Here is a 24,739-nt window from a genome sequence, read left to right as displayed (position 1 = left end):
CGGGCAATTGCCCGCCTTTTATTTATAATATGAGTAAACGAGAGAAAGGAAAAAAGTAATTATGTCAGAACAAGTTTTAAGCAGCGAAAGTCAAGGAACAGTAAAATCCGCGCCCGAAACTCCTACGGTTGAAGACAAAGAGAGCGATCGCCCCTTAAGCCAGCCCATAGCAGAATTTCTCCGCGTTATTCAGCAAACTCCTAGAGAATATTGGCCGAATTTACTTCAGATGATGCGCTTATTTATGGAAACGGTGACAATAAAGCCAGTGTTGTCTGAGCCTCCCCAGGCATCTGAGAAAATAGACATTACTAAACTGTCGCTGGAGGAACGGATACAAAGAAATCAAGGTGCAATTGAATTATTGCGATCGTGGCGAGAAGAGGATGACGAACAAGAGCAAAAAGAAACTGCGGAATATCTAGAACAAGTGATAAATGAAGATCGGATGTCTAATCGACCATTGTTTCAATGAGCAGAATAATTATTTTGGATTCTGGCCCATTAGGGATGGTAACAAACCCTCAAGCCAAACCTCCTTATTTGGAATGCCAACTTTGGCTAGACTCCTTACTACAAAATGGCGAAATGGTAATCCTGCCTGAAATTGCTGACTATGAGGTGCGGCGAGAATTGATTAGAGCGGGAAAAGAGAGAGGTATCAGAAAACTTGACCTATTCAAGAATGTCCTTACATATCGTCCTTTGACTACAGAAGTAATGCTTTTGGCCGCTCAGTTGTGGGCGCAAGCGAGAATGAGAGGAAGACCAACCGCAGAAGCCAATGCACTTGACGGGGATGTGATTTTGGCGGCTCAAGCAATATTGGAGGCTAGTGAAGGAAATCAGGTGGTAATTGCTACAACAAATGTGGGGCATTTGTCGCAATTTGTGGATGCTCGCGAGTGGCGGCTAATTGAGTGATGTTTAAATAGATCGCACTTACCCTATCCCTGCTATACTTTGAACTACAGATATTTTTACAGACACCGTTAGCGAGATAAACAGCATGGTGGAAATAGTGGACACAATAGAAAAAATTGACGATCGCACACAAACCCGCTACTGGGGCCAAGTTACAGTCATAGACGCGGGCGATCGTTATAAGATCAATCGCATTGAAGTCAAGCCGGGGCACCACATCAGCACCCAAATGCACTATCACCGCAGCGAGCACTGGGTTGTCGTCTCCGGTACCGCTAAAGTTATCTGCGACGACAAAGAGACAATTCTCATGCAGAAACAGTCAACCTACGTTCCGATGAATACTGCTCACCGCGTAGAAAATCCAGGCGTTATTCCCCTGGTGATGATTGAAATCCAAAATGGCGAATACCTCGGCGATGATGACATTATCCGCTTCGCCCAAGATAGTCACGAGGAAGATTGATCCTAGATCCAAATATGAAGCAATCGCAGACGCCAGGGAAAAGCTTCGCACACCGAACCATGACGCAAAGCATCCAGGATACAAGCCCCCGAATTTATCTGTGGGCTCAATGCTTCAATTCTTTAATCTAAAATCTAAAATAGATTGACCTACGCAGCGATCGGGAACAAGATAAATCCTACAATTAAAACTGTAGGGGCAATTTCAGAATTGCCCCTACGTTATTATATTAAGTTTGTTAAGCACGAGAAGTTGATATAGCAAGTGGCGATCGTCCTACGGCAAAGAAGCGTTTTTCAAATCTACATTTGCCATATTGGCATTCTTTAAATTAGCACCTGTCAAGTCCGAACCGTTCAAATTTGCACCGTTCAAATTTGCATTGGTCAAATTTGCATCCCGCAAGTTGACTCCCTGTACGTCTATTCCCGACAAACTGCCACCTCTGAGGCTGACATTCGCTAAATTCGCTATAGACTGGCGAGCATTTCTCAGGTTTGCACCCGCCAAATTGGCGCTTTCTAAATTAGCACCGATTAAATTAGCGCTGGTGAGATTCGTATTTTTCAAACTAGCAATCACTAAACCCGCCAAACTCAAATTAGCGCGGCTCAAATCAGCACCCTCCAAATTAGCGCCGTGCATTTTAGCCCCAATTAAACTCGCACCTTGCAATTTAGCTTGTTTTAGATTTGCTTCATTCAGTTTGGCTTCGTCCAAATTTGCACCGTTCAAATTTGCACCTCTGAGATTCGCACCGCTCAAATCTGCCCCGCTCAGATTCATACCAGCAAGTTGCGCTCCTGTCAAGTCGCATTGGTTACATTTTTTAGTTTCTAATAATTGCTTGACGTGGGATACGTTTTCTGCCTTTACTCCCGAGGCTAAGCCCATCGCAATTACCAGCCCTGTTGTTGTTAAAATCCCAAGTTTCATATACCCACCCTCAGCAATATCTCTCTTTTAATAATATCCCACATTATTAAATAGGTTAGGGTGATCGGTCTCTTTGATAAACTGTGACAATCATCACCCTATTGTGTACAAAATATGCAATAATTACTGACGTTTCAACTGCGGGAAATTCTTGTAAAGAATTATTGCTTTTTCAGGAACCAAAAAGGAAAAGATTGCGTCGGTTCGAGACGGACCCCGGTGATGCTGTTCTGAGCAAAAGTATAGTCCTTATCCTGCCAAAGAGGGATAAAAGGTACATCTTGACCCAGTATGTCTTGAATTTCGGCAAACAGGGCTTTGCGGGTTTCAGGATTTGCTTCTTTTCGTTGCTTGTCGATTAGTTGATTTACCCGATCGCTATAATAAAACGAACCCTGACCTTGACTTTGACCCTTAGAGCAGCCCTCAGCCTCGGAACCTGTCGCACAATCTAAAAACGGGTGGATGTAATTGTCAGCGTCAAAAAAGTCGGCGGACCAATCCACTAAAACCGCAGGATAAATTCCCTTCTCTATGTTTTGAAACAAAGTCGGAGATTCCACGCTGTTAATTTCTACCTTCATTATCCCGTCCATTTTGAGTTTAGCTTGCGCCTCCATCATGCTCACCACTAAAGCTCGTTTTGTGGAAGATGAAGCATACCAAATTGGCAGAACGAAAGGATTGGTGGCCGAGTATCCCGCTTTCGTTAAAAGTTCCTTAGCTTTTGTCGTGTTGGCATCACCGTAGAGTTCTTTAAAAACAGGTTTTTGAACGTCGAAGTTTGTGGGAATCAGACTGTAAAGCGGTTGTGCTTGTCCCCGCAGTACGCGCTCGTTAATCACCGGGCGATCCATCACTGCTGCGATAGCCTGTCTGACTTCTAACTTGTCCAGCGGTTTAGACTTGGTATTCAGCGTTATGTAATTAACCGTACTGCTTTCCCCCGCGATTTCCTGCCATTTCCCTTTTTTTGCTCCCTCGTCCAAGCTTTGAACTTGGTCTGCATCCAGAGACAAATAAGCTACATCAACAGCACCCGTCTGAAAAGTATTGAACAAATTTGAGGAACTAGAAAGCAACAAAATGTCAATTCCTTGATTGACCGGCTTTTCCCCCCAATACTTTTCAAACACGTCAAACTTGACAGAATCGCTGCCGTACTTCGCCAGCTTGTAACGTCCAGTTCCCACAAACGTATCGGGTTTAAATTTACCCTGTCCAATCTCGTATGCTTTCGGAGAAACAGCACACATACCGGAAAATGTTAACAGGGAAGGAAAAGCAGAAAAAGGCTTTTTGAGTTGAAAAGTTAATTCGTATTCACCCGTGGCTTTTATCGATTCTACTGCATCGCTCAACAACATAGCCGGACTGCCACCATTTTTGATAAACCGCTGCAAGGAAAATTCCATTGCTGCGGCGTTAAACGGTGTGTCATCGTGAAAAATAACGCCTTGACGCAAGGGGATTGTATATGTCAATCCGTCTTGGCTAACTTTTGGCATTGCTGTCGCTAAGTGGGGGATTAACTCAGTAGTTCCCGACTTGTAAGTGTAGAGAGTGTCGCCCAAATTGCGTAGCAATTGTCCTGATAAGGTTTCGTAACCATCCGCAGGGTCGATCGTCCGCAATTTCAAGGTTGTGCCAATAGTAATGCGGTTATTAGCATTTTCGCCGCTCGCATTCACCGATCGGCGCGATCCCTGTCCACAACTTGCAGTTAACAAGCAGCACAGAAAGAACAGAGCTATCGATTTAATCACTGAAGGTTTTATATGTATTCTAGGCTGCTGCTTGTTAATTCCCATCATTTTTTTTGAAACTCCAAATTATTGATTATATTATCAGGACTTACGCGCTTTTCAACTAGAAACCGGATTTATTGATAGATTCTCCTGTAATACAAATATCGCTGCCTAACCAGAGCAACTTAAAAGCTTGGTCATGTTCGATCAGCTTGAGCTCCTTCGGCTCAATCTCGATCGCTGGCGGGGTCATGAGTGTTATTGCAAACAAGTGCGACGATCGTCTTAATTAATTTATCCGGTTCGATCGGCTTTGCCAGATGTCGGTGAAATCCAGCTTGCAAAGCTTGCTTTTGATTAAACTCCCCCGCATAGGCAGTCAGGGCGATCGCGGGAATCTGCCCACCCCGTTCTGGCGGCAGAGCTCGCACTTGCCGCAACAGCATATAGCCATCCATCCCCGGCATTCCAATGTCGCTCAACAGGACATCTGGCTGGAAATTAGTCAACGCTGTGAGGACTTCTTGAGGGACAGCAACAGTCATAACCTCTGCACCTGCATCTTCTAGCAAAAAGGAAATCAACTCTCGCATATCCGGCTCATCATCTACCACAAGTATCCGCATCCCGGATAACGGTTCATCCGCAGTCGATCCTTCCGAAAGTCTTGCCAGAGAGTTTTCTTGTCCCTTTACCTTCCCTGATAGGGGCAGTCTGACGGTAAAGGTAGCTCCTAACCCTTCACCCTGGCTCTGGGCCCCAACGGTGCCGCCGTGCAGTTCGACTAGATGCCGCACGATCGCCAGCCCCAATCCCAAGCCACCAAACTTGCGGGTTGTAGCGCCATCTTTTTGCCGGAAGTAGTCAAACACGTAGGGTAAAAACTCCCGTGCGATGCCAATCCCTGTATCCGCCACAGTAATTTGAGCATGATTGCCAACACGAGTTAAGCGCACCTCAACGCGCCCCCCGGCTGAAGTGAATTTGACCGCATTGGAAACAAGATTCCACACAACTTGCTGCAAACGGCCCGAATCCCCCAAAATTTGTCCGATCTGAGGATCTAACACAGTCCGAATATCAATGGATTTGGCAACAGCAGCCAAATTGACAGTTTCGATCGCCGATTCCACAGTTAAAGCTAAATCGACTGGACGAATATTAAGACTGAGCTTGCCTTGGAGAATTTTCGAGACATCAAGCAAATCTTCAATCAATTCAGCTTGCAGCTTGGCGTTGCGTTCGATCGTCGCTAACGCCTGTGCAGTTTTGGCCGCATCCAGCTTGCCAGTTTGCAGCAGCTTTGTCCACCCCAGGATGGGATTGAGGGGCGATCGCAATTCATGGGACAGTACCGCTAAAAACTCATCCTTGATGCGATTTGCCTGTCTTAGCTGTTCCGCTTGCTGCTGGAGTGAATCGTTCAGGTTTGCCCGTTCCAGAGCGATCGCGATCTGGTCACAGGTCGATCCCAGCAGCTCGATTTCTGCAGGCGTAAAGTGTGTCCGAGTCCGACTGGCAAATGAGAGCGTTCCTAATAACTGCCCTTGAGCGATTAACGGTTGACCCACGTAAGCCGTCATGCCCAGTTCAGAGACTGCTTTAGCATTCGGATGAGTCGAGAGTTCGGCTTGATTCAAGACAAGTTGCTGCTGCGTTTGGGCAACAAATCCACAGAGATATTGCCCTAATTCGATCCAGGCGATCGCCTGCGCCCTTTCTTCAGAGATGCCATCATAGTTTCTCAAATGCAACATCCGGCGGTTGTCTTTTTCTTCCACCATGAAGTTGTAGTAAGAGTGCAGATCGAGTTGCACTGCAAGTTTGCGGAATAGCGCGTCCATCAACCCCAGAGGCTGTTCTGTCTGCATCAGATCGCGGGTAGTTTCATACAGCAATTGCAGTCGCTCACTTGCTTGCCGTTGTGCGGTCTTGTCCTGCATGATTTTGACAAATCCCTGCGGACAATCCGCTTCGTCAAGCAGGGGCATCATCAATCCACTGGCCCAAAAGCGATTCCCATCTTTGCGGACGTGCCAGCGTTCGTCTTCTGCTCGCCCTTGCAGTAGAGCCGTTTGCCTCTCGTACTCGGGTTGTCCTTGTTCGTTATCTTCGGGCGTGAAGATCGTCCGACTCGGGCAACCAATAGCTTCTGTCTCGGTATAGCCCAACAGCCTTTCTGCCCCTGAGTTCCAACTGGCAATGATGCCGTTAAGGTCGAGGGTGAAGATGGCATAATCTTTGGCGCTTTCAAAGATCAGACGGAGGCGGGATTCACTCTGGCGCAGGGCTTCCTCAGCTTGCTTGTGGTCTTCAATATCAACACAAGAGCCGATGTAGCCCAAGAACTCACCTTCCAATCCGTAGCGAGGAACAGCTTCATCCATAACCCAACGGTATATGCCATCAAAGCGTTTCAAGCGATATTCCATCTTGAACGGTTGACGGGCATCAAAGGCAGTCACATAGGTGTCTAAACACCGATCGAGGTCGTCGGGGTGGACTCCTTCTGCCCAACCATTGTCCTTTTCTTGTTCGATCGTCCGTCCGGTAAAGTTTAGCCACGGGAGGTTGAAGTAATTACAGAGTTTATCGGTGCCAGCCATCCAAATCAGCACAGGGGCGGCATCTGCCATCAGCCGGAACCGTTCCTCACTCTCCCGTAGTGTGGCTTCGGCTTGTTTGCGATCGGTGATATCGTTGACCAGTGCTACAAACCCTTCAACTTTTTCCTGGCTATTGAAGCGGGGAACATAAGTCGCATTGACATAACGAATTCCACCATCTTTGTAGAGGATTTGGGTTTCAAAGGTCACTTCCTCTCCTGCCAAGACTTGCTCAACATAAGGACGAATCCCTTGATAGCCAGTTTCCCCTAAAACCTGTTGAAGGTGCTTGCCATAAATTTGCGCTGCCGGATGTCCAAACCATTCTTCATATGCTCGATTGTTGAAGCGATAGCGCTGGTCTGAGTCTACAAAGGAAATCAAGGCAGGCACGGCATTGGTGACTAAACGAAGTTCTGCTTCTCGTTGTTGCAATACCTCCTCGGCCAGTTGTTGATCGGTAACATTTCGGAAATAAATGGTAATCCCGTTCGCGGCAGGGTAGGTGCGAACGTCATACCAACGATCGTGATCGGGATAAAACGCGGTTACTGACAAAGCCACGCGCTCGTTTGCCACGCGCCGATGAACCCGCTCAAACTCGCTGCCATTGAGTCCTGGGAATTCTTCCCAAAAATTCTTACCAATCAGATTGCCCTGAGTGCAATCTAGCAGAATTTCCGCTGACCGATTCACGTAAGTGAAACGCCAATTCTCATCCAGGGAAAAGAATCCATCATCAATGCTTTCTAGAATGTTCCGACTCTGTTCTTCGCTTTGACGCAACGCTTCTTCGGCTTGTTTGCGCTCGCTGATGTCGATTAATACGCCGCGCGTCGAAATTATGACGCCATCAGCGTTGTAGGCGCAATCGCCCTTTGCCAAAATCCAACGAACGGTGCCATCTGCCCACAGCGTCCGATACTCAATTTCAGTATGCGGTTGATTCGCTTTTAGCTCAGTGAGGACGGTGTGAACGAACGGGCGATCGTCGTGATGCACCGCTTCTAAAAACACCTGCACCGACATTGCCTTATCCACGGGTAAACCAAACATCGCTTTAGCTATGTCCGTAAAACTCAGCGTGTCAGTTTCTATATCCCAATACCACAAACCCAAATTGCCGCCTTCGGAAGCCAGTCGGAACTGTTCTTCGCTCTCGCGCAACGCCTGGAACGATCGATCGCGCTCGAAGGCGATGCTGGCAACTTGGGTGCCGAACTCGGCGAGTTTATGTTCCCAATCCGTCGGCCTCCGCGCCTCGCTAAAGCACAGCATCAGCGACCCCATAGGTAGATTGTCGTGCCTGAACACGGGCTGAGAATGACAGGCTAGAATGCCATGAGCCACGCATAAATTTCGCCATGCTGGCGACCAGCGATCGTCGTTGGTAATGTCGGCGCAGGTCACGGGCTGGCCGCTATACACTGCTTCGCCACAGGTTCCAATGCACAAATCGTTAATCGGAGCGTCTTGGAGTCCTTCACCAAAAGACGCTGGAAAGTCTGGAGTAATGGATCTGTTAAACGTCAGCCCCTGAGCATCTGCTAGCAGGAAGCCCGCACGGGTACCCGGATTCAGCCTGGATACTGAGTCACACACGGCTGCCAGACAGCCGTCTAGTGGCTGTCCGAACGCGATCGACTCCAGCAGTCGTTTCTGCTCGATAAGGAGGAGTTCCGCCTGCTTGCGATCGGTAATGTCAGCAAGCAAAACGGTCAGTCCACTGGGAGAAGGGTAAATTCGATAGTCGTGCCAACCATTCCAAGGCGAGTAGAGACAATCAAACTGGAGCGGCCTTTTTTCGTGCATTGCCCGATGAAACTGCACATAAGCATTGGTATCAACGGCAGCCGGAAATAGCTCCCAAATGCCCTGACCCAGAAGCGCTGACCGCGACATTCCAACCATTTCACAGTAGCGATCGTTGGCATAGGTGTAGCGCCAATCGCGATCGAGGATATAAAACCCATCGTTGATGCTAGAAAGTACCGTTTCTAGTTGTTCTTTTGCCTCAGTCGCTGCATCTTGTGCTGCTTCGCCGCGCACCTGTTGTTCTACTTCGATTGCCTGTAAATTTTGCAAGGCTGCTTTCGCATTTTTTATAGCAGTGCGCCACGATTTATTGAGTGAAGCGATCAATCCTGCCGCGAGCACAAACATACCGATCCGAAGAATTGTCTCTACATTAACTATCTGTAAGGAATAGAACGGCTCAATAAAAAAATAGTTAATTGCCAGCGCGGATAAAATTGTTGCCAGTAACCCAGCCCCGAAATTGCCATACCAGGTACTCACTATCACCGCGATGAAAAACAGGGGTGTCGTGGTTGGGTAGATCCACGGTAAAAGCGATCGGGTTAGCGCCAGTGCTAGAGCCACGGAGAGGGTCGCCACACCATAGGGAAGTAGTCTAACTCTGAAAATGCTGTTGATTCCCTCTAAACTCACCCTTTGTACTCCTTATCCGAAAAATATCTTGCTCGCAGCGCCTGACTGCATTCGCGAAGCGTTGCATCTGGCAAATTACCTAACTCATCCAGCAATATCTAACTTTGCTTGAGTGCCAAGCGAGAAGGCGTAGGGTATCCGTTTTCCCAAAGATCGATCGGGGAAAGGTCATCCCTAATTCATCCGCCAACTTTTTTTGAGACAAGTTCAGCGCTGGCCACCGTTCTCGTACCAAATTACCCATCGCTGGTTTTTGAGCCCTAAGCCGCTCTCTTTTGAGAACCCCCAAAAGTAACAGGTATAAAGCTGTTTATATTTTACACCTTTGGCAGATTCCAGAGGTCAGTCGTCACTCTCAAGATATATAGCAATCCTTACAGGAGTCGTAATTTTTTGATCCCACCCCAACCCTTCCCGAACCCGCTCTGAGAAAGTAAGAAATTCACAAGTGATGCGAGGACGGCTATATGGAGTCAATCTAAAATCTCAAATAGACTAACTTGCTTTAAATTCCTTTGAGGAGCGAGCGCCAATCCCGACAGCGTTTCAGGTAAATGCGAGCTACATGATCGCTGGGATTTGTTCGCAAACACTCTTCAAATAATTTTCCCGCTTCTCGGAATTCCTTGCGATCGCACAGTAACATAGCTTCATTATATACAGACAAATTTGCTAGCTTTGCCGACAAAATTTCCGGCGGATCTGCATCAAATACCTCATAGACTACGACATATTGAGATTTTCCTTTTACCTGTACTTTATCCACAATCCTAATAGCATAATCTGTTGGATTTCGCAACCGTTCCAACGTCTGCTGAGAAATTAACAGAGGTACGCCGTAATCTTTGGTCAATCCTTCAATGCGAGATGCTAAATTAACAGCATCGCTAATCACAGTGCTGTCCATTCGGCTTTTACCCCCAACTGTCCCCAGCATCAAAGAACCCGAATTGATGCCAATTCCAATTTTAACTGGGACGTAGCCGACACCTTGACGGTATTCGTTGTAATTTCTGAGGATATTTAGCATTGCAATACCCGCTTTTACTGCATCATCGGCAAAGTCACTAAACAACGCCATAATTGCATCGCCGATGTATTTGTCAATAAACCCGTTATTGCTAGTAATTGCAGGCTCCATTCGCGAAAGATAAGCATTAATAAATTTAAAATTTTCTTGGGGAGTCATAGTTTCTGAAAGCGTCGTGAAATCCCGAATATCCGAAAATAGCACCGACATTTCCTGCTGCACTTGGTCGCCTAAATGGACATCTATAATACTTTCATATCCCAACAAATTTAGAAATTGGTGAGGCACGAATCTACCGTAGGCATCAGTTAACTCTGATTCGGCATCCAGGGATTTTTCTAAATTTTGGTTGAGGTCAAATAGTTTCTTAATAAATAAATGGCGATCGGCTTCAGCTTCTTTGCGTTCCGTGACATCTTGAAAAACAGCGATCGCAAAAGCAACTTTTCTACCCTCGTCAAAAATTGGCGTTCCCCAAATCTCAAGGGGAACTTTCTTTTCGGGTTGATGAATTTCCAGATCGTCAGCAGTCGCGTTTTCGCCCCTCAAAGCTCGGACGATCGGCAAATTCTCGAAAGGGTAAATATTTTCAGTTCCCGCAATATAAATTTTATAACTTTCTGACAAATCCTCAACTGAATTTAAGGGCAAAACTCCTTGACCGAGTAATTGCTGTCCCGCGTGATTGACGTAGTAAGGTTGGCCTTGATAATCCAGCACGAGCACACCTATGGGGATCGCTTCGAGAAATTGAGCCAGCTTGATTTCGCCTTCGCGCACGGCCTCGAATGCGCGAGATCGTAACTCAGTTTCAACGGTATCGGAATGTTGAGCAGTAGTTTCCAACAAGATTTCCAGATCCGCTTTTTCCTCCTTCAAGTCTTCCACTTGCTGGCGCAATCTCTCTATCTCTAAAAGTAGCTGTTCTCTAGATGGTTGTTCTTCCAGCATAACTCGAGAATTTGCGCCTCGACTAACAAAAAATTTCTCAACAGCTCGCACCCTAAACGTAATCGTTTTTCTATAGAAAATCCAATTGCAAACCAGGCATCAGGCGTTGGAAATTCCTCAAAGATTTACCGTGCCAACCTATGCTTTGAGAGCCTTGTACCGCCATTTGCACCCTGGCTGTTTTGCGTACCTGGATAATAAACTTAGATAGCATATTGATGCCAGAACTGTTCAAAAATTCTAACTGCTGCAAATTGAGGGTAATTTTCGTCGGTTCCACGTCGGCAACCTTCATCAGCAACTGCGCTATTGGTGCGTACTCGGCAGGCCCGCTCAGCCTTAGAGATCCAATAATACTCACGGTTGCCGTTGCTGGATCGTAACAGATTTGGTAATCTTCTGTATTAATTTCCATAGTCACAAAAAAAAGTCCCTTAGATATTATCGATCGCCAACGTTGGTTATACTGTTAATTGCACCATAGTTGTCACTGCAATTACTTCCGGGTCTTTTTGCATGGTCTGGAATTTCCAGCCAAGTTTGGCGCTATAATCGGTGAGCATCGTCAACAAACCCAATCCCGAATTGGTGCAGCTTTCGTCAGCAGCATTTTTTTCTAGCTGCTGAATGTAAAGTTCGCTGGGTTCCGAGGTCAGCAACTGTTGAATGTAAGCCTGAAACTTGTCCACAGCTTGCGGAGAGATACTGTTAGCAACTGAGAAAATCACTCCGTCGGTCTCTAATTGCAGTTTAATGTAGATTGGGTACTCCGAAGTTTCATTATTAAATTTCATGGCATTTTCCAATAACTCGTTTGCAATGTAGCTAACAGCGCTTTTTATTTCAGCTTGTTTTTCAATTGTGGAGGGTTCATTTTGTTTGCCAGGGAAAAAAGTCGTCAGGTAGTCAGCCAAAAAATCCGCCGACAAACCATTGTTCCGCCACCGCTGCTTGAGAGGAACCGAACTAGGAGAAAATCCAATTATTAAGTATTCTTGGCTAGCGGGCTGCTCGATGAAATTACCTAAAATCTGAATCATATCCATTTGAGAGCTAAAGTTTGAGATGAGGGACATCACTAAATATATTTTAAACTTTAGAAGGGATATCCAAGTAGTTATTTTTGTTTGAATACCAGCAACATGATGTCGTCAAAAACTTTTTGTTTACCGATGTGCGATCGCACGGGGAGCATCTCATATTTGTAAAAATACTTCTTCTGCCTCCTGCCTTCTGCCTCCTGCCTTCTGCCTCCTGCCTCAAAACTCCAATTTCTAGCTTGGTTGCAAAAGTGAGATACTCCCGATCGCACGTCCTTAATTACAGCGTGCCTAATTTCGGTAGCCGAACGCTGCCAATAACTTTCTATTACCTCTATTAACCTATCTAAACCATAAAGCAGTTGATCCATACTTTGAGCTTCCGTAATCCCGTCAGTGTACAGCACAACCACATCTCCTGAATGCAAGTGCACAATTTTCTCAGCAACAAATTCAGCAATATCTGCATCAAGCCCGATCGGGAAACCCAAATCGATTGTATCAAAGCGATCGACAGAACCGTTACACAGCACTACAATCATTTCTTCGTGCTGGGCAGTCAACTTCAGCATTCCTTGCTGATAGTCTAGCAAAGCAAGGCTGGCGTGTTTATCGGATTTCCTTCACTTCACATTATCGTAAATTACACTGTTCATAGCACTTAAAAATCGCACCGGATCGGGTTCATTGTAGGCGAGCAAAGTTCGGACAGCCGTTTGAACCATAATCATTAAAACGCCGCTCTCCAATCCGTGTACCGTCACATCCCCAATGCCGATTTTTACTCTACCTTTGTGCTGGAGTACGTCGTAATAGTCGCCGCCTACTTCCTCAGCAACTTCCATAAATCCCGCAATATCTAAGCCGATAACTTCGTTGAGTTCTCGCTTTTTCGGTAGCAGCATTTGCTGCATTTTGCGAGTAGCGTCTAGTTCAGCGCTCATTCGCATATTTTCAGCTTTTAGGTGATCGTTGAGAACAGTAATTTTTTGATTTACCGCAACTAGGGCATCGGCAATCTTGGTAAACGCACCCACAGCTTGCCGCAGTTCATCTCTGTTCTCCAAAATAATTTTCTGTTCAAAGTTGTCAGGTGCCTTTTTTTTAGTTTCGTAAATAACAAATTCAGCTTGCACAACTGCCCTGTAAAAAGACACAAATAAATAAACAAATAAAGCTAACGTTGTTAATTTTAAAATTAAAAAAGTTGTTTATTTTTAACACAATTAGTAAGCCAATCCTGAAGCAAATATAACTTATTTACACTTTTTTTTGACTTTTTAAATGGAATTTAAAGCCACTTTACTGCCAATGATGTATGCGTAATATTTTAATGATACAGTTTGATATATTGTTTGATATAGTTGCTTGTTTAGCTGCTTAACCAGAGATTTAAATTTTATTAAATCCTGTGTTAATGCCGAGCGCAGATTCCCCTAATTATCGTTGCTAAATATACCTTCCATATTAGTGCCAAATCATCATTGATTTCTCTCAATCGGCTGGAAAGAGTAATCGCTTGCACTCTTTATTCTGGTATGGCATCGGAATTCAGGCTAATTTTTTGAGAAACAAGCCTAATTTATGAGAAAAATTTTTCCATTTTTGGAAGCTGACGCCAAGTAGTAGTTATTAAATAATATGTATCCAAACCTGGGTCTAAAATCAGATTAGAAGTATCGCCGACGCGAGCGCTCAGTCTATCAATCTCTGTAGCTAAACATGGATAGACAAAAGCGTAAGTTTCTAAACTCCACTGGCTACGACGTTTAAAGTTGTGCCAACTTTGATGAATTTATAATCATTTTCACCGGACATTAATATGTTTCAGACCTGGCTATCTGTATTTGCTAAGGGTTTAAAGTTTTTGTCTACTTGGGCTTCTAAATTTTGGGGAATTTTGAAGTGCTTAAATTAGGATTTAAACTCTGATAATTTAACTGTTGAAGTTTTAGGTATGTATTCCCTAAAATGGCGCACTGGTCGCAGGTATTCATTACCGTAGATTTGTTTTTAAAATCAACCCTGCTGTTAATTTCGGCAATCAACAAACAGGTACATGACCAAGGTTAACGGTATTGCAAAGAGAAAACCGATCGGGATAATCCTTTGAGGATAACTCAGCCGATTCATTAAATGGATTGCCAGGGATTTTCTGTTCATAATCGATAGATGTCAACAAAATTGTACTCAGAAAGTAGCCTTTGCTACTAAATTAGTTGCGAGGACGGTGGCTCTAGAAAACCACAATGCTAATACAATTAATCAGCGATAGCTGGTTTTATTTCTAATGCGTTTTCGTCCTGTTGCAACAAATATTGCGACATCCCTGTGATATCATTGGCTCAGCTCGCCTCCCACAGTCTAAAACACGTTTAGCAGTTGTGGAACGAAGAATAGTAATTTGTACTGAGATTGGAGGGGAGGATTAGAGGCTTTTAAGAATATTTACTTAAGCATAAATTTTTCTTAATACCTTGAGACAAAAAGTAAAAATTAAGTAATAACTGGGTAGTGCAAGTTTCCTGAAGCACAACAGCCGGCAGCGAGTAGGAAATACTTGTGCCATACCCGCAACTAGCAGTCAAGTCGGTTCTGCACAAAGGAACCCATAGCACCAGCAAGAGTGTCTAAATAAGTATCTGCAGTTGAGTGTTCAGGCGCGATCGCGAATTGTGTAAAGTGAGGCAGAGGGCGTATGATGAAAAGAATCTCCATAAATAAATTTCAAACGAATAAAAACCGCGACCAAAAGCAGCCCAATCCTGTAATCTTGGCTTTGGTGCTGACAGGGATTCTAGTATGGGAAATGTATCCGGCGCTAAGACATACCGCAGAAGCTAAGGCGAGCGCTCTCAAATCTTCCCTTGCCCAGTTGGAAAAGGAACCGCAGCAAACCGCGCAGCAATTTTCCTCAGCAGCGGTGCCCCAAAAAATTAACTATTCGGTATTGGCACTTAATACTCTGATTTCCGAACCGGGCAATTTGACCGAGGCTACGCGCCAAAATCCCCCGAACAAATTGCCCGCAACCGTGGCAGCAGCCGTTCGCCAAGAGTTGTCGGACTCCACTGGCATTGCTGCTGACAAGTTGAAAGTAACTGAATCCAGGGGACAAAGTTGGCCGAATACTTGTTTAGGACTCGCGAAAGCGGATGAAATTTGCGGTCAAATGATTGTCGAAGGTTGGCGGGTTGTGGTTTCTGATGGTAGACAAACTTGGGTTTACCGTACTAATGCTAGGGGAAATATCTTGCGTTTGGAAAAAAAGTTAGCTCGGTAAATTTGAGCCGGTGAAATCAAAAATAAACTTCCTTTTGGAACAGGCATCTTGCCTGTTCCACAAAGAGTGAATTTTGTTGTGGGTGGGGAGAACAAACAGGCAAGATGCCTGTGAAGCGAAGAGTGAGTTTTGTTGTGGGTGGTTTCTTGTGGAGTGGGCTTCTAGCCCGCCCCTTACTTTAATTTGGGAGTTGGTTTCTTTCGATGATGCCCCCGCCCAACAGCACGTCTTGGTCATACCAAACGGCCGCTTGTCCGGGAGTAATGCTCAACTGCGGTTCGTCAAAAATCAACTTAACTCTTGTACCGCCCACTTTTTCTTCTGCTTGGGAGGATTCCACAGGAATAATTGTAGCGGGGACGGGGTGCGATCGATATCGAATCTGTACCTGAGCCCGAATCGGAGCCGTCGGTGCAGCTACAGAAACCCAATTCACTTTCTGGACTGTACATTCAGATTCTACCGCCAACTGTCGATCGCCCACAATTACCCGATTGCCAACAGCATCAAGTTCAATCACATACAGCGGTTCCGGTGCAGCAATTCCGAGTCCCTTCCGCTGACCGATTGTGTAGTGGTGAACGCCGTCGTGCTGTCCGAGCACCCGCCCTGACTTGTCCACAATGTCACCCTTTTGCGGCGCAATGTACTTATCCAGAAAAGCCCGCATCGAACCGTTACTTTCCACCAAGCACAAATCCTGACTTTCCGGCTTATCAGCAGTTGTCAAGCCAAATTCCGCGGCAATTCTGCGAGTTTCTGTCTTGGTAATTTCCCCCAAAGGAAATTCCGTACCCGCCAACAAATCCTGTGTTAGATCGTACAAGAAATAAGACTGATCTTTTGCAGGGTCGATCGCCCGCAGCAACTGATAGCGACCCGTAGCAGCATCGTAAGTAATCCGAGCGTAGTGCCCTGTAGCGATTTTTTCAATTCCGAGTTCTTCGCGAGCATACTTAAGCATCGGCCCGAACTTCACAGTTTTATTGCACTGCGAACAAGGCAAAGGCGTAACTCCTGCAGTGTAACCCTCCACCAAATAATCGACAATACTTGCCTGAAAGACCTCGCGGCTGTCAACAATGTAGTGGGGAACGCCCAAATCTTCGCAAATTTTAGCGGCATCGACCATTCCCTCAGAGCAGCACTGACCTTTGCCCTTCATCAACCACAGCGTTAAACCCACCACTTCATATCCCTGATGGTGTAAAATTGCGGCTGCTGCGGAACTATCGACCCCGCCGGAGAGGCCTACAACAATCTTGTTCATGGTTGGAGAGAAATTGCTATTTTACTGTTACTTTGTTCGATCGAGCTAATTTATTATACCACAAAGATACTACAACTTGCCACTGCTGCTGTTAGCTGAAATTTTAGCACTAATATGACTATTGAAAAATTTGTTGTTACCGCCGACCAAATGCGGCAAATAGAAACGAGAATCTTTGCTGCGGGAATGCCAGTCGCAGCTTTAATGGAAAAAGTCGCCGGACTGATTGCTAGACGCATTCAGGAGCTTTTGAAGGTGGAAGGAAGTGGCGCAACTAGCAGTGGACGGGATTTAACGGATAGAAGGAAAAGGGAAGAAGGGAAAAACCTTGTTAATTCTCAATTGCCAATTATCGGCGTATTGGTTGGGCCCGGACACAACGGCGGCGATGCTTTGGTTGTTGCCCGCGAATTGCACTTTCAAGGGTTCCAAGTAGTTATTTACTGCCCGTTTTCTAAACTCAAAGAACTCACAAAAAATCACGCTGATTATGCGCGTTGTTTAAATATTCGGTTTGTTGACAAAATTGAACCGCTAAAAATCTGCGATTTGCTCGTAGATGGTTTATTTGGATTTGGATTAGAACGAGAAATTAATAACGCCACTGCGGCAGCTATTGAGGAAATAAATAATTTAAATATACCCATTTTAAGTATAGACATTCCATCTGGAATTCATACAGATACCGGAGAAGTTTTGGGGACGGCAATTCGGGCAAAACATACATTATGTTTGGGTTTGTGGAAAATGGGATTTCTGCAAGACAGAGCCTTAGAATATATCGGGAGTTCCGAACTAATTGATTTTGATATTCCCGCAGCAGATATTGCAGCAGTATTGGGCGAAACGCCAGCAATACAACGCATTACAACAGCCTCGGCAACTCAGCATTTGCCGTTACCCCGATCGCCAATTTCGCACAAGTACACCAACGGTCACTTACTAATTATTGCAGGTTCCCGCCGCTACAGCGGAGCAGCAGTTTTGGCAGCATTGGGAGCAAGAGCAAGCGGCATCGGAATGCTGTCAATTGCGGTTCCTGAGTCAATTAAATCGATGTTAAGCAGTCAGTTGCCAGAGGCATTAGTTATAGGATGTCCCGAAACCCAAAGCGGTGCAATTAGCGAGTTGCCAGTAGCAATTGATTTGAGTTCTTATGATGCGATCGCCGCAGGGCCAGGTCTGACATTGGAAGCGGCAATAGCTGTAGAATCTGTACTGGAGAGCGCTCGACCTCTGGTTTTAGATGCTGACGGTTTAAATATCCTCGCTCAACTCGGCACAGTCCCCATTTTGTCCGAACGCTCAGCACTGACAATTATCACGCCTCACCCGGGCGAATTCAAGCGTTTATTTCCCGAATTAGCCGACGAAACGGGCGAGGATCGAATTGCGGCAACTCAAGCAGCAGCTCAGCTTTGCGGTGCAACGGTATTGCTCAAAGGAGCCAGAGTTTGCATAAGTTGGAAGGAGGAGGGCGATTCCCTAGGGGATAGCTACGCTTCACGTACCATCACCTACCTCAATCCCGAAAGCACCCCAGCCCTCGCCAGAGGCGGCAGCGGCGACGTTCTTACAGGCTTGTTAGGGGGACTATTAGCAACTGCGATCGCCCGCAAATCCCCCCCCCAATCAGTTGCAGCAACAGCAGCTTGGTGGCACGCTCAAGCCGGAATCATGGCTGCCAAAGAACGGACGGAATTAGGAGTAGATGCCTTTACTTTGACACAGTATTTAATTCCCACATTGCGAGAATTTGCTTAGTAAACAATCAACAGTAGTTGGTAGGGTGCGCACCGCGCACCTTTGTATTTTGTAGCGTGTGTACCTCGCACCTTACCCCTTAGTTTGTAGTGACAACGAAAGTCCTCATCAAAATATTACAACTTGCATTCCTTACGGCAAACCAACGGGTAACTCAAACCCGTGACACTCACATGAGTGACACTCCAAAAAGTGACTGTGCACTCACAAAGCCCACCAGTTATACCTGAAATATCAAAGACCAAAACTTAAATCTTGAGAGGAACCACATTATGTATACCGAAGAAAGAAGCTTGAACAATGAAACTATGGCTCTTGTCGCCGATACTACTGCTCAATCAACTCTGGCATTTTCTGAAACCACTGGAGTAAACAAACCCACTTTACAAATGGGTTCAACAGGTCAAGCTGTCAAGGAACTGCAACAGCTTCTATATCATTGGACCTATTATTTTGGCCCGATGGACGGTATCTTCGGCATCCAAGTTCAAAACGCGGTCAAAGGCTACCAACACCGCGTCTTTTTAAAAGAAGATGGGATTGTCGGCCCTATCACTTGGGAAGCACTATACTCTGGTGCACCTGTGAATATGCCGGTAGTAATGAAGGGCAGTTCTGGTAATGCTGTTAAAATTGTTCAGAATGTCTTGAAAATCAATGGATACTATTTCGGCTTCATTGACGGATCCTTCGGGACGATGACAGATGTAGCAGTGCGACAATTGCAAATTAGCATGGCTTTACCGCAAGATGGAATTGTCGGCTACAGAACTTGGCACGCCCTCAGCAAGTTGCCGCACTAATGACGGGTTGGATTCACTTTCAGTGATATCGCCCAAAATCCGTAGATAAATTAGGGATTTAGGCAAAGCCAAAATCCCTAATTTTCCTTAAGGGGAAGGCAGCGCGCGGGAAGGGGCGCCAATTCTGTTACCGTTCCCGGCGATTAAAAATATTCTTAAATTTCCTATGTTTTTTTGTTAGTATATCCTAGGAAATTGGGAGTCATTCGATTTGAGATTTTAAATTTTAGATTTTGTATTGACCCCACGGATAAATTAGGGGGCTTGAGGATTTTAGATTTTGGATTGATTCCACGGAGAAATTAGGGGGCTTGTACCATCAAGAAATTTTTGGTCACAATCCGGTTTATTTCCCTTCTGATTTAGTTGTAAATAGTTGCACTCAGAAAATTATTATTATTATTATTCCGATACTTACCTAACAAGACTTAGGCATGGGGGGCTTATTCCCGGTTTATACGAAAATTTCCAGGTTGAGTAACGAGAAATCTAGGAATCAACCGGGTTTTTAAGCCAAGCGCGCGCAAGTCCCGAACTAGCCTTTGATGAACTTTTCTAATTTGTGAGCCATCTTCTCTATAATTCCCTCTGAAGTATCTGCAGCCGATGATTCAGCTTCAATACGCTTGACCACATCCTCTGAAAGATTCAGCAACTGCACTAATTTTTGATAAGCTGCGGCTTCTTCAGCGTTAATTTTGGGTTCATCGGGAGTGCGAGAACTAGAAGAAATCACTTCATAGCCGAGTTGCAAGACTAATTCCTTTTCATCTTGAGTTTCTAGTTGACCTATCAACTCGTCAAGGGGGATATTTTGCATGATGTAATCCCGCAGTTCTTGTTGCATTTGTTGTCCGTCGGTATCTGGGGCAAACAAACGACAAAAGCGATCGAGCATTAAATTAACTTCTTCTGTGGCGAGTTCGCCGTCAGCCCAGGCCATCGAGGCAACAATTCTCAGCAGATTCATCTGGCGGGGCGTAATTGATGGAGGAGGTGGGGTTTGCATAATTAAAATGGGTAATTGGGAATTGAAAATTGGTAATTGGGAATTGGGAATTAGGAATTGAGCCTGATTCCTTCTTGTCTTTTCTTTCCCGTTCCCCTTCATTTATGTCACAATTTCGACAGAGGAACTCCCAGCCATCCAGTAAAGTTTTGTTTCTGAATAGCGGTGGGCTGTTCCACCGGCACGATCGAGTAGCGGCCAGGGCGGGGCGGCGCGAGAGTCACACGACGAGTCCGCAGTTCGTCTTGGTGAAAAACTGTCACCTCTATTGTGTCCCCCGGCTGATAATCTTTAAGCCTCTCGCCCGCTTGTTCTGAATTTACCCGAAAACCTTCGATCGCCAGCAACTCGTCTCCAGCGTCAATTCCCGCCAATTGTGCCGGAGAGCCTATTTCGACAAATTTAACCATTTCCCGCCCGTTTTCGGTTCCCAACGTCCAACCGATGCGAGGCGTTCGGTCAGTTTCATCTACCCCAATTTGCAGCCCAAAAGGTTCGAGATATTTGTTGTAAGGCAACTCTTCTGTGCCGTCTATATAGCGCGCAAAAAAGTCGCTCAAATCGATGCCGGCGACGGACTCGATCGCACTTTGCAACTCTTCGGGAGTAAAGCCTATTTCTGCAGGCAGCGAAGGAGAATTTAACTCTCCGTTTGATGTCAAATGCGCCGACTTGCCATCTGTTTCCGACTTCAGGTCAAAATCGCCATTTTGGGCAGAATTAGCATTGCCAAACTGCTGCCACATCAAACGCATCACATCATCGAGCGATCGCTCGTTGCCGTGTCTAGCTCGAATCAACAAATCGAGCAAAAACGAAACAACTTCCCCTTTCAAATAATAGGAAATCTGCGAATTATCACTGTTAGCATCCCGGCGATAAAGTTTAATCCAAGCATCCCAGCTAGACTCGCTCACAGGCTGCACGCTGCGCCCCGGAGTCGTCTGCAAGCGAGTAATTTCCTTAGCCATACCTTGGAAAAAACCTTTGACGTTGTAGAGACCAGCTCGAAAAGGAATCACCAAATCGTAATAACTGGTAGTGCCTTCAGAAAACCATAAAGAAGGAGTGTAATTCTCTTTTTCGTAGTCAAATACTTCCAGAGCTTTCGGTCGAATGCGCTTGACATTCCACAGGTGAAAAAACTCGTGAGCTACCAACTGAATAAAGCGTTCATACTTTTCCTTGGCCCGAAAACCAAAACGCGGATAGTTGAGAGTGCAACTCTCCTTGTGTTCCAAACCGCCAAAACCAGAGCCGGACAAATGCAGGAAAAACACATAGCGTTCGTAAGGCAAGCCGCCGAACATTTTTGCCTCGACTTCGATTATTTTTTGGATGTCTCGAATCGTGCGATCTGGTTCTAAATTGCCTTTCCCCCAAACAACTAGCTGGTGGGTTTTTCCCATCACTTCAAACTCGTACACTTCATGATAGCCAATCTCAAAAGGACTGTCTACGAGAGTGTCAAAATCGGCAGCAGCGAAAGTAAGATTTTGGCCGGGAACAGGTGGCAAAGTAGTAACGGTGCGCCATTGGGGCTTCGGTGGCACAACAGTCACGGTGTAGCAGTTGCTCTCAAAACCAGGCAAGAAAAAACATAAAGCCGCTGGATTGAAATAACCGTGAGTCGAGTCTAAATGATTGGTTCGCACTGTCAGTTCGTTGGCAAAAATGCGGTAGCGAACCGTGATATCTGACACCGAATCGGTCTCGATTTGCCAGTGATTTTTGCTTTTCTTGCGCCAAGGTAAAGCACGCGTGGCGTAGCTATCCCGCAGGGAATCGCCCGCCTGGGAGCTAAAATCTTGCAGGTGGCGGGCGTACTCTCGAACCAAGTAAGAACCGGGAGTCCAGACAGGCATTTTTAAATCCAGAACAGGCTCCGACCAACCTTGCACGCGCAAAGTTACTTCAAAGAGATGGGATTCAGGATTGGGCATCGCCACCGAATATTGAATTGTCGGTGCTGTTAGTTGCCCCTGACGGTTGCCGGCAGCCGACGAGGTATCCAAAGAAGTAACATCAGTCATTGACTTGCCAAATTAATCAAGTGCTTGAGGTTGATCAAATGGATAGTTTGGTGGTCTGGATCGATATTGATCCAACCTTTACTATCGAGTTTTTCCATAATTTTGCTGGTTTCATCTAGGGTGATATCTGTCACATCAGCTAAGTCTTCATAAGGAATATTGAAGATATCTTTGCCCTCAGCAGTTTTCTGACCGTAGTTTTCTGCCAGCTCGACTAAAGTATTTGCTAGTTTAACCGCTGGCTGCCGGTTTCGGAGTTGATAGCGGAGATTGGTTTGGCGGAGTCGCCGCACCATCAGTTGCAGCATCCGGTGGTGCAATTGCGGGTCTTTAAAGAGGGTTTGGATAAATCGCTGAGCTGTGACGCTGAGAAGTCGCACGGGCGATAGAGCAAGTACGTCATTCGATCGAGGAGATTCGTCCAGAATGGCCATTTCGCCGAAGAAGGCACCCCGTCCTAAAATAGCCATTGATACAGCTCGATCGTTTGACAAGCGCCGGACTTTTACCCAGCCAGACACGACAAAGTAAATTGCGTTGCCCCAAGAATCCTCCATCACCACAGCTCGGCCCGGGGGATACTCATGCTTGACGGCATTTGATAGTAGCCCTCCCAAGGTTTCTGGGTTAGCACCCTTAAATAGAGGGAATAGCTCACTGAAAGCTTCTGTCTTCATGCAAACTCGCGGAGGTGGGAAATATGATTAGGCGACACCCAACAGCTAGGGAACGATCGATGTTTGGGAACACAAACAATCTGTTGCTCCTTTAATTGATGATAAGGGTGCAGAGGCCCGGTTCACGTAAAATCGGCAGATTCTTTAATCTTAAACGGGTTTACAAGCCGGCCACTGCCTGTTGAACTTTACCCAACAGAGGTTCTATGTATTCCGGCCAGCCGATCGCGATTGACTGCGTGTGGGCCAGAGTTTCCGGCTCGATCGCATCTTTAGTCCACCTCAGCGGTTGACCTTGCAAGTCGCAACAAACCAATCCGGCTGCTTTTGCTAAAGCCAGAGGACCGGCGGTATCCCACACTTTAACTCTGCCGTTGAGATACAGGTACAAACCGGCTCTACCGAAGATAACTTCCATTACTTTTAAGCCAAAGCTGCCCAGCGAGTAAAATTCGGCTCCGGGGATGCTTTGGGCGATCGCCCGGGCGTAGTTTTTTTGGTCTTTGTCTCCGAGAATAATTTTACAATTTTCCGCTGTCGGAGCCGGGGGTGTGCACAGGGCGATCTGCTGCGGCGCTTGGGTTCCCACACTTTGGAACAATCCCCAATCTTTGCCGCCAAAATACATTTGGTCAAAAGCTGGGGCGTAGAGCCAGCCGGCCACCGGTTCCCCTTCAAGCAGCAGCCCCACCATCGAAGCGTAGTGAAGTTTTCCCCGAATAAATTCTTCAGTCCCGTCGAGGGGATCGATGCACCAGAGGCGCTGGTAATTGCCCCCATAAGCTGCTCTGGAGGCGCTGTTTTCCTCCGTGATCCTCCCATCTTCAGGAAACAAAGCGCTAAATGCTGCCGATAGTTGTCGGTCTAGGTATTGATCGATACTCGTCACGTAGTCGTTCGGCCCTTTCTCGGAAACTTCAAAAGGTTCGGCTGCTAGCTTGTAAGCTTCTTGACCGCACTCGCGTAGGGTGTAGCGAATTTTTTGGTCTTGCTCTGGAGAAATATACATGAGGTTAAACATAAATTCTTTAGCTAACTTCAGCATAAAAGCTTAAGTCCTTTGAATCGATCGGCGCGTGTCACTGTTTTTGATTCGTACAGGATTTGCGCCCGGTTGTCCGTAAACCCGGTTTCCTAAGCATGAGGGCCGTTGCTATACAAGCCCCAGACAGGATTGGTGAAATTAAAAAAATTTAGACATGACTGAGAACCCCCAGATTCATCATGTGTAGAGTCAATCTAAAATCTAAAATCTAAAATCTAAAATCGACTGACTGACCGCACCACCACTTTCAATAGTTGAGGATAGAATTTTCTGAGGTTAGATAATTTGTGCCATCACCAAATTGCAGTTTGTTTGGGGGGCAATAAATATGCTGCTGGAGTGCAGTTTTTACTGGAAGCAATGGCCTGCAAGCGCCCGGTCGTCATCACTGGGACTCAAGGTAGGGTCGAGTATTTAGCTGCCCCGGATCTTGGCAAAGTGGTAAAGGTGGGAGATGCAACAGGTTTGCGGGAGGCGATCGTCAATTTGCTAAAAAATCCTCAACAAGCTGAATCTCAAGCGCAGCCAGGCTACAAAATGGTTGTGAACCCACAACAGCGAACTTTATATCGATGTTTTGGTCGAGAAATTGCAATGCTTTGATAAAACTGTAAGGTGCGCCGAGGCACACCATAACTCACGTCCGAATGATGCAGCAGAATGCACACCTTACTGCTATAAATAGAACGTCAAAATGTTGACG

Annotated in this window: 18 protein-coding genes and 1 pseudogene; 7 read left to right on the top strand and 12 right to left on the bottom strand. The window is 46.0% G+C overall.

The genetic code is table 11. The features are described from left to right. Positions 1-61: 61 nt before the first annotated feature. From QUA33_RS08390 to QUA33_RS08380, 3 genes are all read left to right on the top strand, one after another. A complete protein-coding gene (locus QUA33_RS08390) occupies positions 62-475 on the top strand; it encodes a hypothetical protein (protein ID WP_333148004.1) in 414 nt (137 codons plus the stop codon). Positions 476-510: 35 nt separating this feature from the next. Next, positions 511-924, top strand: a complete 414-nt coding sequence (locus tag QUA33_RS08385; RefSeq protein WP_333148002.1) for a nucleic acid-binding protein — start codon at positions 511-513, stop codon at positions 922-924. 85 nt (positions 925-1,009) lie between these two features. Then, on the top strand, positions 1,010-1,390 hold the full coding sequence (locus QUA33_RS08380; protein ID WP_445243229.1) for a cupin domain-containing protein: 381 nt from the start codon (positions 1,010-1,012) through the stop codon (positions 1,388-1,390). A 276-nt stretch (positions 1,391-1,666) separates the two neighbouring features. On the opposite strand, the gene QUA33_RS08375 is transcribed toward QUA33_RS08380, so the two are convergent. From QUA33_RS08375 to QUA33_RS08345, 7 genes and pseudogenes are all read right to left on the bottom strand, one after another. Continuing rightward, a complete protein-coding gene (locus tag QUA33_RS08375; protein ID WP_333097574.1) occupies positions 1,667-2,326 on the bottom strand; it encodes a pentapeptide repeat-containing protein in 660 nt (219 codons plus the stop codon). A gap of 161 nt (positions 2,327-2,487) precedes the next feature. After that, positions 2,488-4,137 carry an ABC transporter substrate-binding protein gene (locus QUA33_RS08370; protein WP_333148015.1) on the bottom strand — a complete coding sequence of 550 codons (1,650 nt, stop codon included), beginning with the start codon at positions 4,135-4,137 and terminating at the stop codon, positions 2,488-2,490. 164 nt (positions 4,138-4,301) lie between these two features. Continuing rightward, positions 4,302-9,131, bottom strand: coding sequence for a PAS domain S-box protein (locus tag QUA33_RS08365; RefSeq protein WP_333148000.1), 4,830 nt, complete (start codon positions 9,129-9,131; stop codon positions 4,302-4,304). Positions 9,132-9,636: 505 nt separating this feature from the next. Further along, the gene (locus QUA33_RS08360) at positions 9,637-11,112 is read right to left on the bottom strand and encodes an adenylate/guanylate cyclase domain-containing protein (RefSeq protein WP_333147998.1); all 1,476 of its coding nucleotides are present in this window, start codon (positions 11,110-11,112) and stop codon (positions 9,637-9,639) included. Positions 11,113-11,182: 70 nt separating this feature from the next. Continuing rightward, positions 11,183-11,527 carry a slr1659 superfamily regulator gene (locus QUA33_RS08355; RefSeq protein WP_333097577.1) on the bottom strand — a complete coding sequence of 115 codons (345 nt, stop codon included), beginning with the start codon at positions 11,525-11,527 and terminating at the stop codon, positions 11,183-11,185. A gap of 46 nt (positions 11,528-11,573) precedes the next feature. After that, positions 11,574-12,152 carry a DUF6272 family protein gene (locus QUA33_RS08350; RefSeq protein ID WP_333147996.1) on the bottom strand — a complete coding sequence of 193 codons (579 nt, stop codon included), beginning with the start codon at positions 12,150-12,152 and terminating at the stop codon, positions 11,574-11,576. Between the two features lie 77 nt (positions 12,153-12,229). Further along, positions 12,230-13,057: pseudogene (locus QUA33_RS08345) on the bottom strand (PP2C family protein-serine/threonine phosphatase). A 1,793-nt stretch (positions 13,058-14,850) separates the two neighbouring features. On the opposite strand from QUA33_RS08345, the gene QUA33_RS08340 reads away from it, so the two are divergent. After that, entirely contained in the window at positions 14,851-15,435 is a 585-nt protein-coding gene (locus QUA33_RS08340) for a hypothetical protein (RefSeq protein WP_333147994.1), read from the top strand. A 178-nt stretch (positions 15,436-15,613) separates the two neighbouring features. On the opposite strand, the gene mnmA is transcribed toward QUA33_RS08340, so the two are convergent. Beyond that, a complete protein-coding gene (gene mnmA, locus QUA33_RS08335) occupies positions 15,614-16,705 on the bottom strand; it encodes a tRNA 2-thiouridine(34) synthase MnmA (protein WP_333147992.1) in 1,092 nt (363 codons plus the stop codon). Between the two features lie 114 nt (positions 16,706-16,819). Here mnmA and QUA33_RS08330 point away from each other — a divergent pair, with 114 nt between their 5' ends. Together QUA33_RS08330 and QUA33_RS08325 are read left to right on the top strand one after the other, a co-directional pair. Continuing rightward, on the top strand, positions 16,820-18,469 hold the full coding sequence (locus QUA33_RS08330) for an NAD(P)H-hydrate dehydratase (RefSeq protein WP_333147990.1): 1,650 nt from the start codon (positions 16,820-16,822) through the stop codon (positions 18,467-18,469). Positions 18,470-18,741: 272 nt separating this feature from the next. Next, positions 18,742-19,272 (top strand): peptidoglycan-binding protein, encoded by a 531-nt coding sequence (locus tag QUA33_RS08325; protein ID WP_333147988.1) that lies wholly within the window; start codon positions 18,742-18,744, stop codon positions 19,270-19,272. Between the two features lie 535 nt (positions 19,273-19,807). Here QUA33_RS08325 and QUA33_RS08320 read toward each other — a convergent pair. The 4 genes from QUA33_RS08320 to QUA33_RS08305 all read right to left on the bottom strand — a co-directional run bounded on the left by QUA33_RS08320 (position 19,808) and on the right by QUA33_RS08305 (position 24,036). Further along, on the bottom strand, positions 19,808-20,281 hold the full coding sequence (locus tag QUA33_RS08320; RefSeq protein WP_333147986.1) for a TerB family tellurite resistance protein: 474 nt from the start codon (positions 20,279-20,281) through the stop codon (positions 19,808-19,810). Positions 20,282-20,388: 107 nt separating this feature from the next. Continuing rightward, positions 20,389-22,314 carry a M61 family metallopeptidase gene (locus QUA33_RS08315; protein ID WP_333147984.1) on the bottom strand — a complete coding sequence of 642 codons (1,926 nt, stop codon included), beginning with the start codon at positions 22,312-22,314 and terminating at the stop codon, positions 20,389-20,391. Continuing rightward, positions 22,311-22,991, bottom strand: a complete 681-nt coding sequence (locus QUA33_RS08310; protein ID WP_333068980.1) for a Crp/Fnr family transcriptional regulator — start codon at positions 22,989-22,991, stop codon at positions 22,311-22,313. The genes QUA33_RS08315 and QUA33_RS08310 overlap by 4 nt, the downstream gene beginning before the upstream one ends. A 160-nt stretch (positions 22,992-23,151) precedes the next feature. Then, entirely contained in the window at positions 23,152-24,036 is an 885-nt protein-coding gene (locus QUA33_RS08305) for an inositol monophosphatase family protein (RefSeq protein ID WP_333147982.1), read from the bottom strand. A gap of 285 nt (positions 24,037-24,321) precedes the next feature. Between QUA33_RS08305 and QUA33_RS08300 the strand changes: the two genes are divergently transcribed. After that, positions 24,322-24,639: a glycosyltransferase gene (locus QUA33_RS08300; protein ID WP_333147980.1), complete on the top strand. Its 318-nt coding sequence runs from the start codon at positions 24,322-24,324 to the stop codon at positions 24,637-24,639. Positions 24,640-24,739: the final 100 nt, after the last annotated feature.

It is taken from the genome of Microcoleus sp. Pol14D4, from assembly GCF_036701245.1.
Classification (GTDB): domain Bacteria; phylum Cyanobacteriota; class Cyanobacteriia; order Cyanobacteriales; family Microcoleaceae; genus Microcoleus.
The sequence above is the reverse complement of the archived record's forward strand: the minus strand, read 5'-3'. Positions and strand labels throughout refer to the sequence as shown.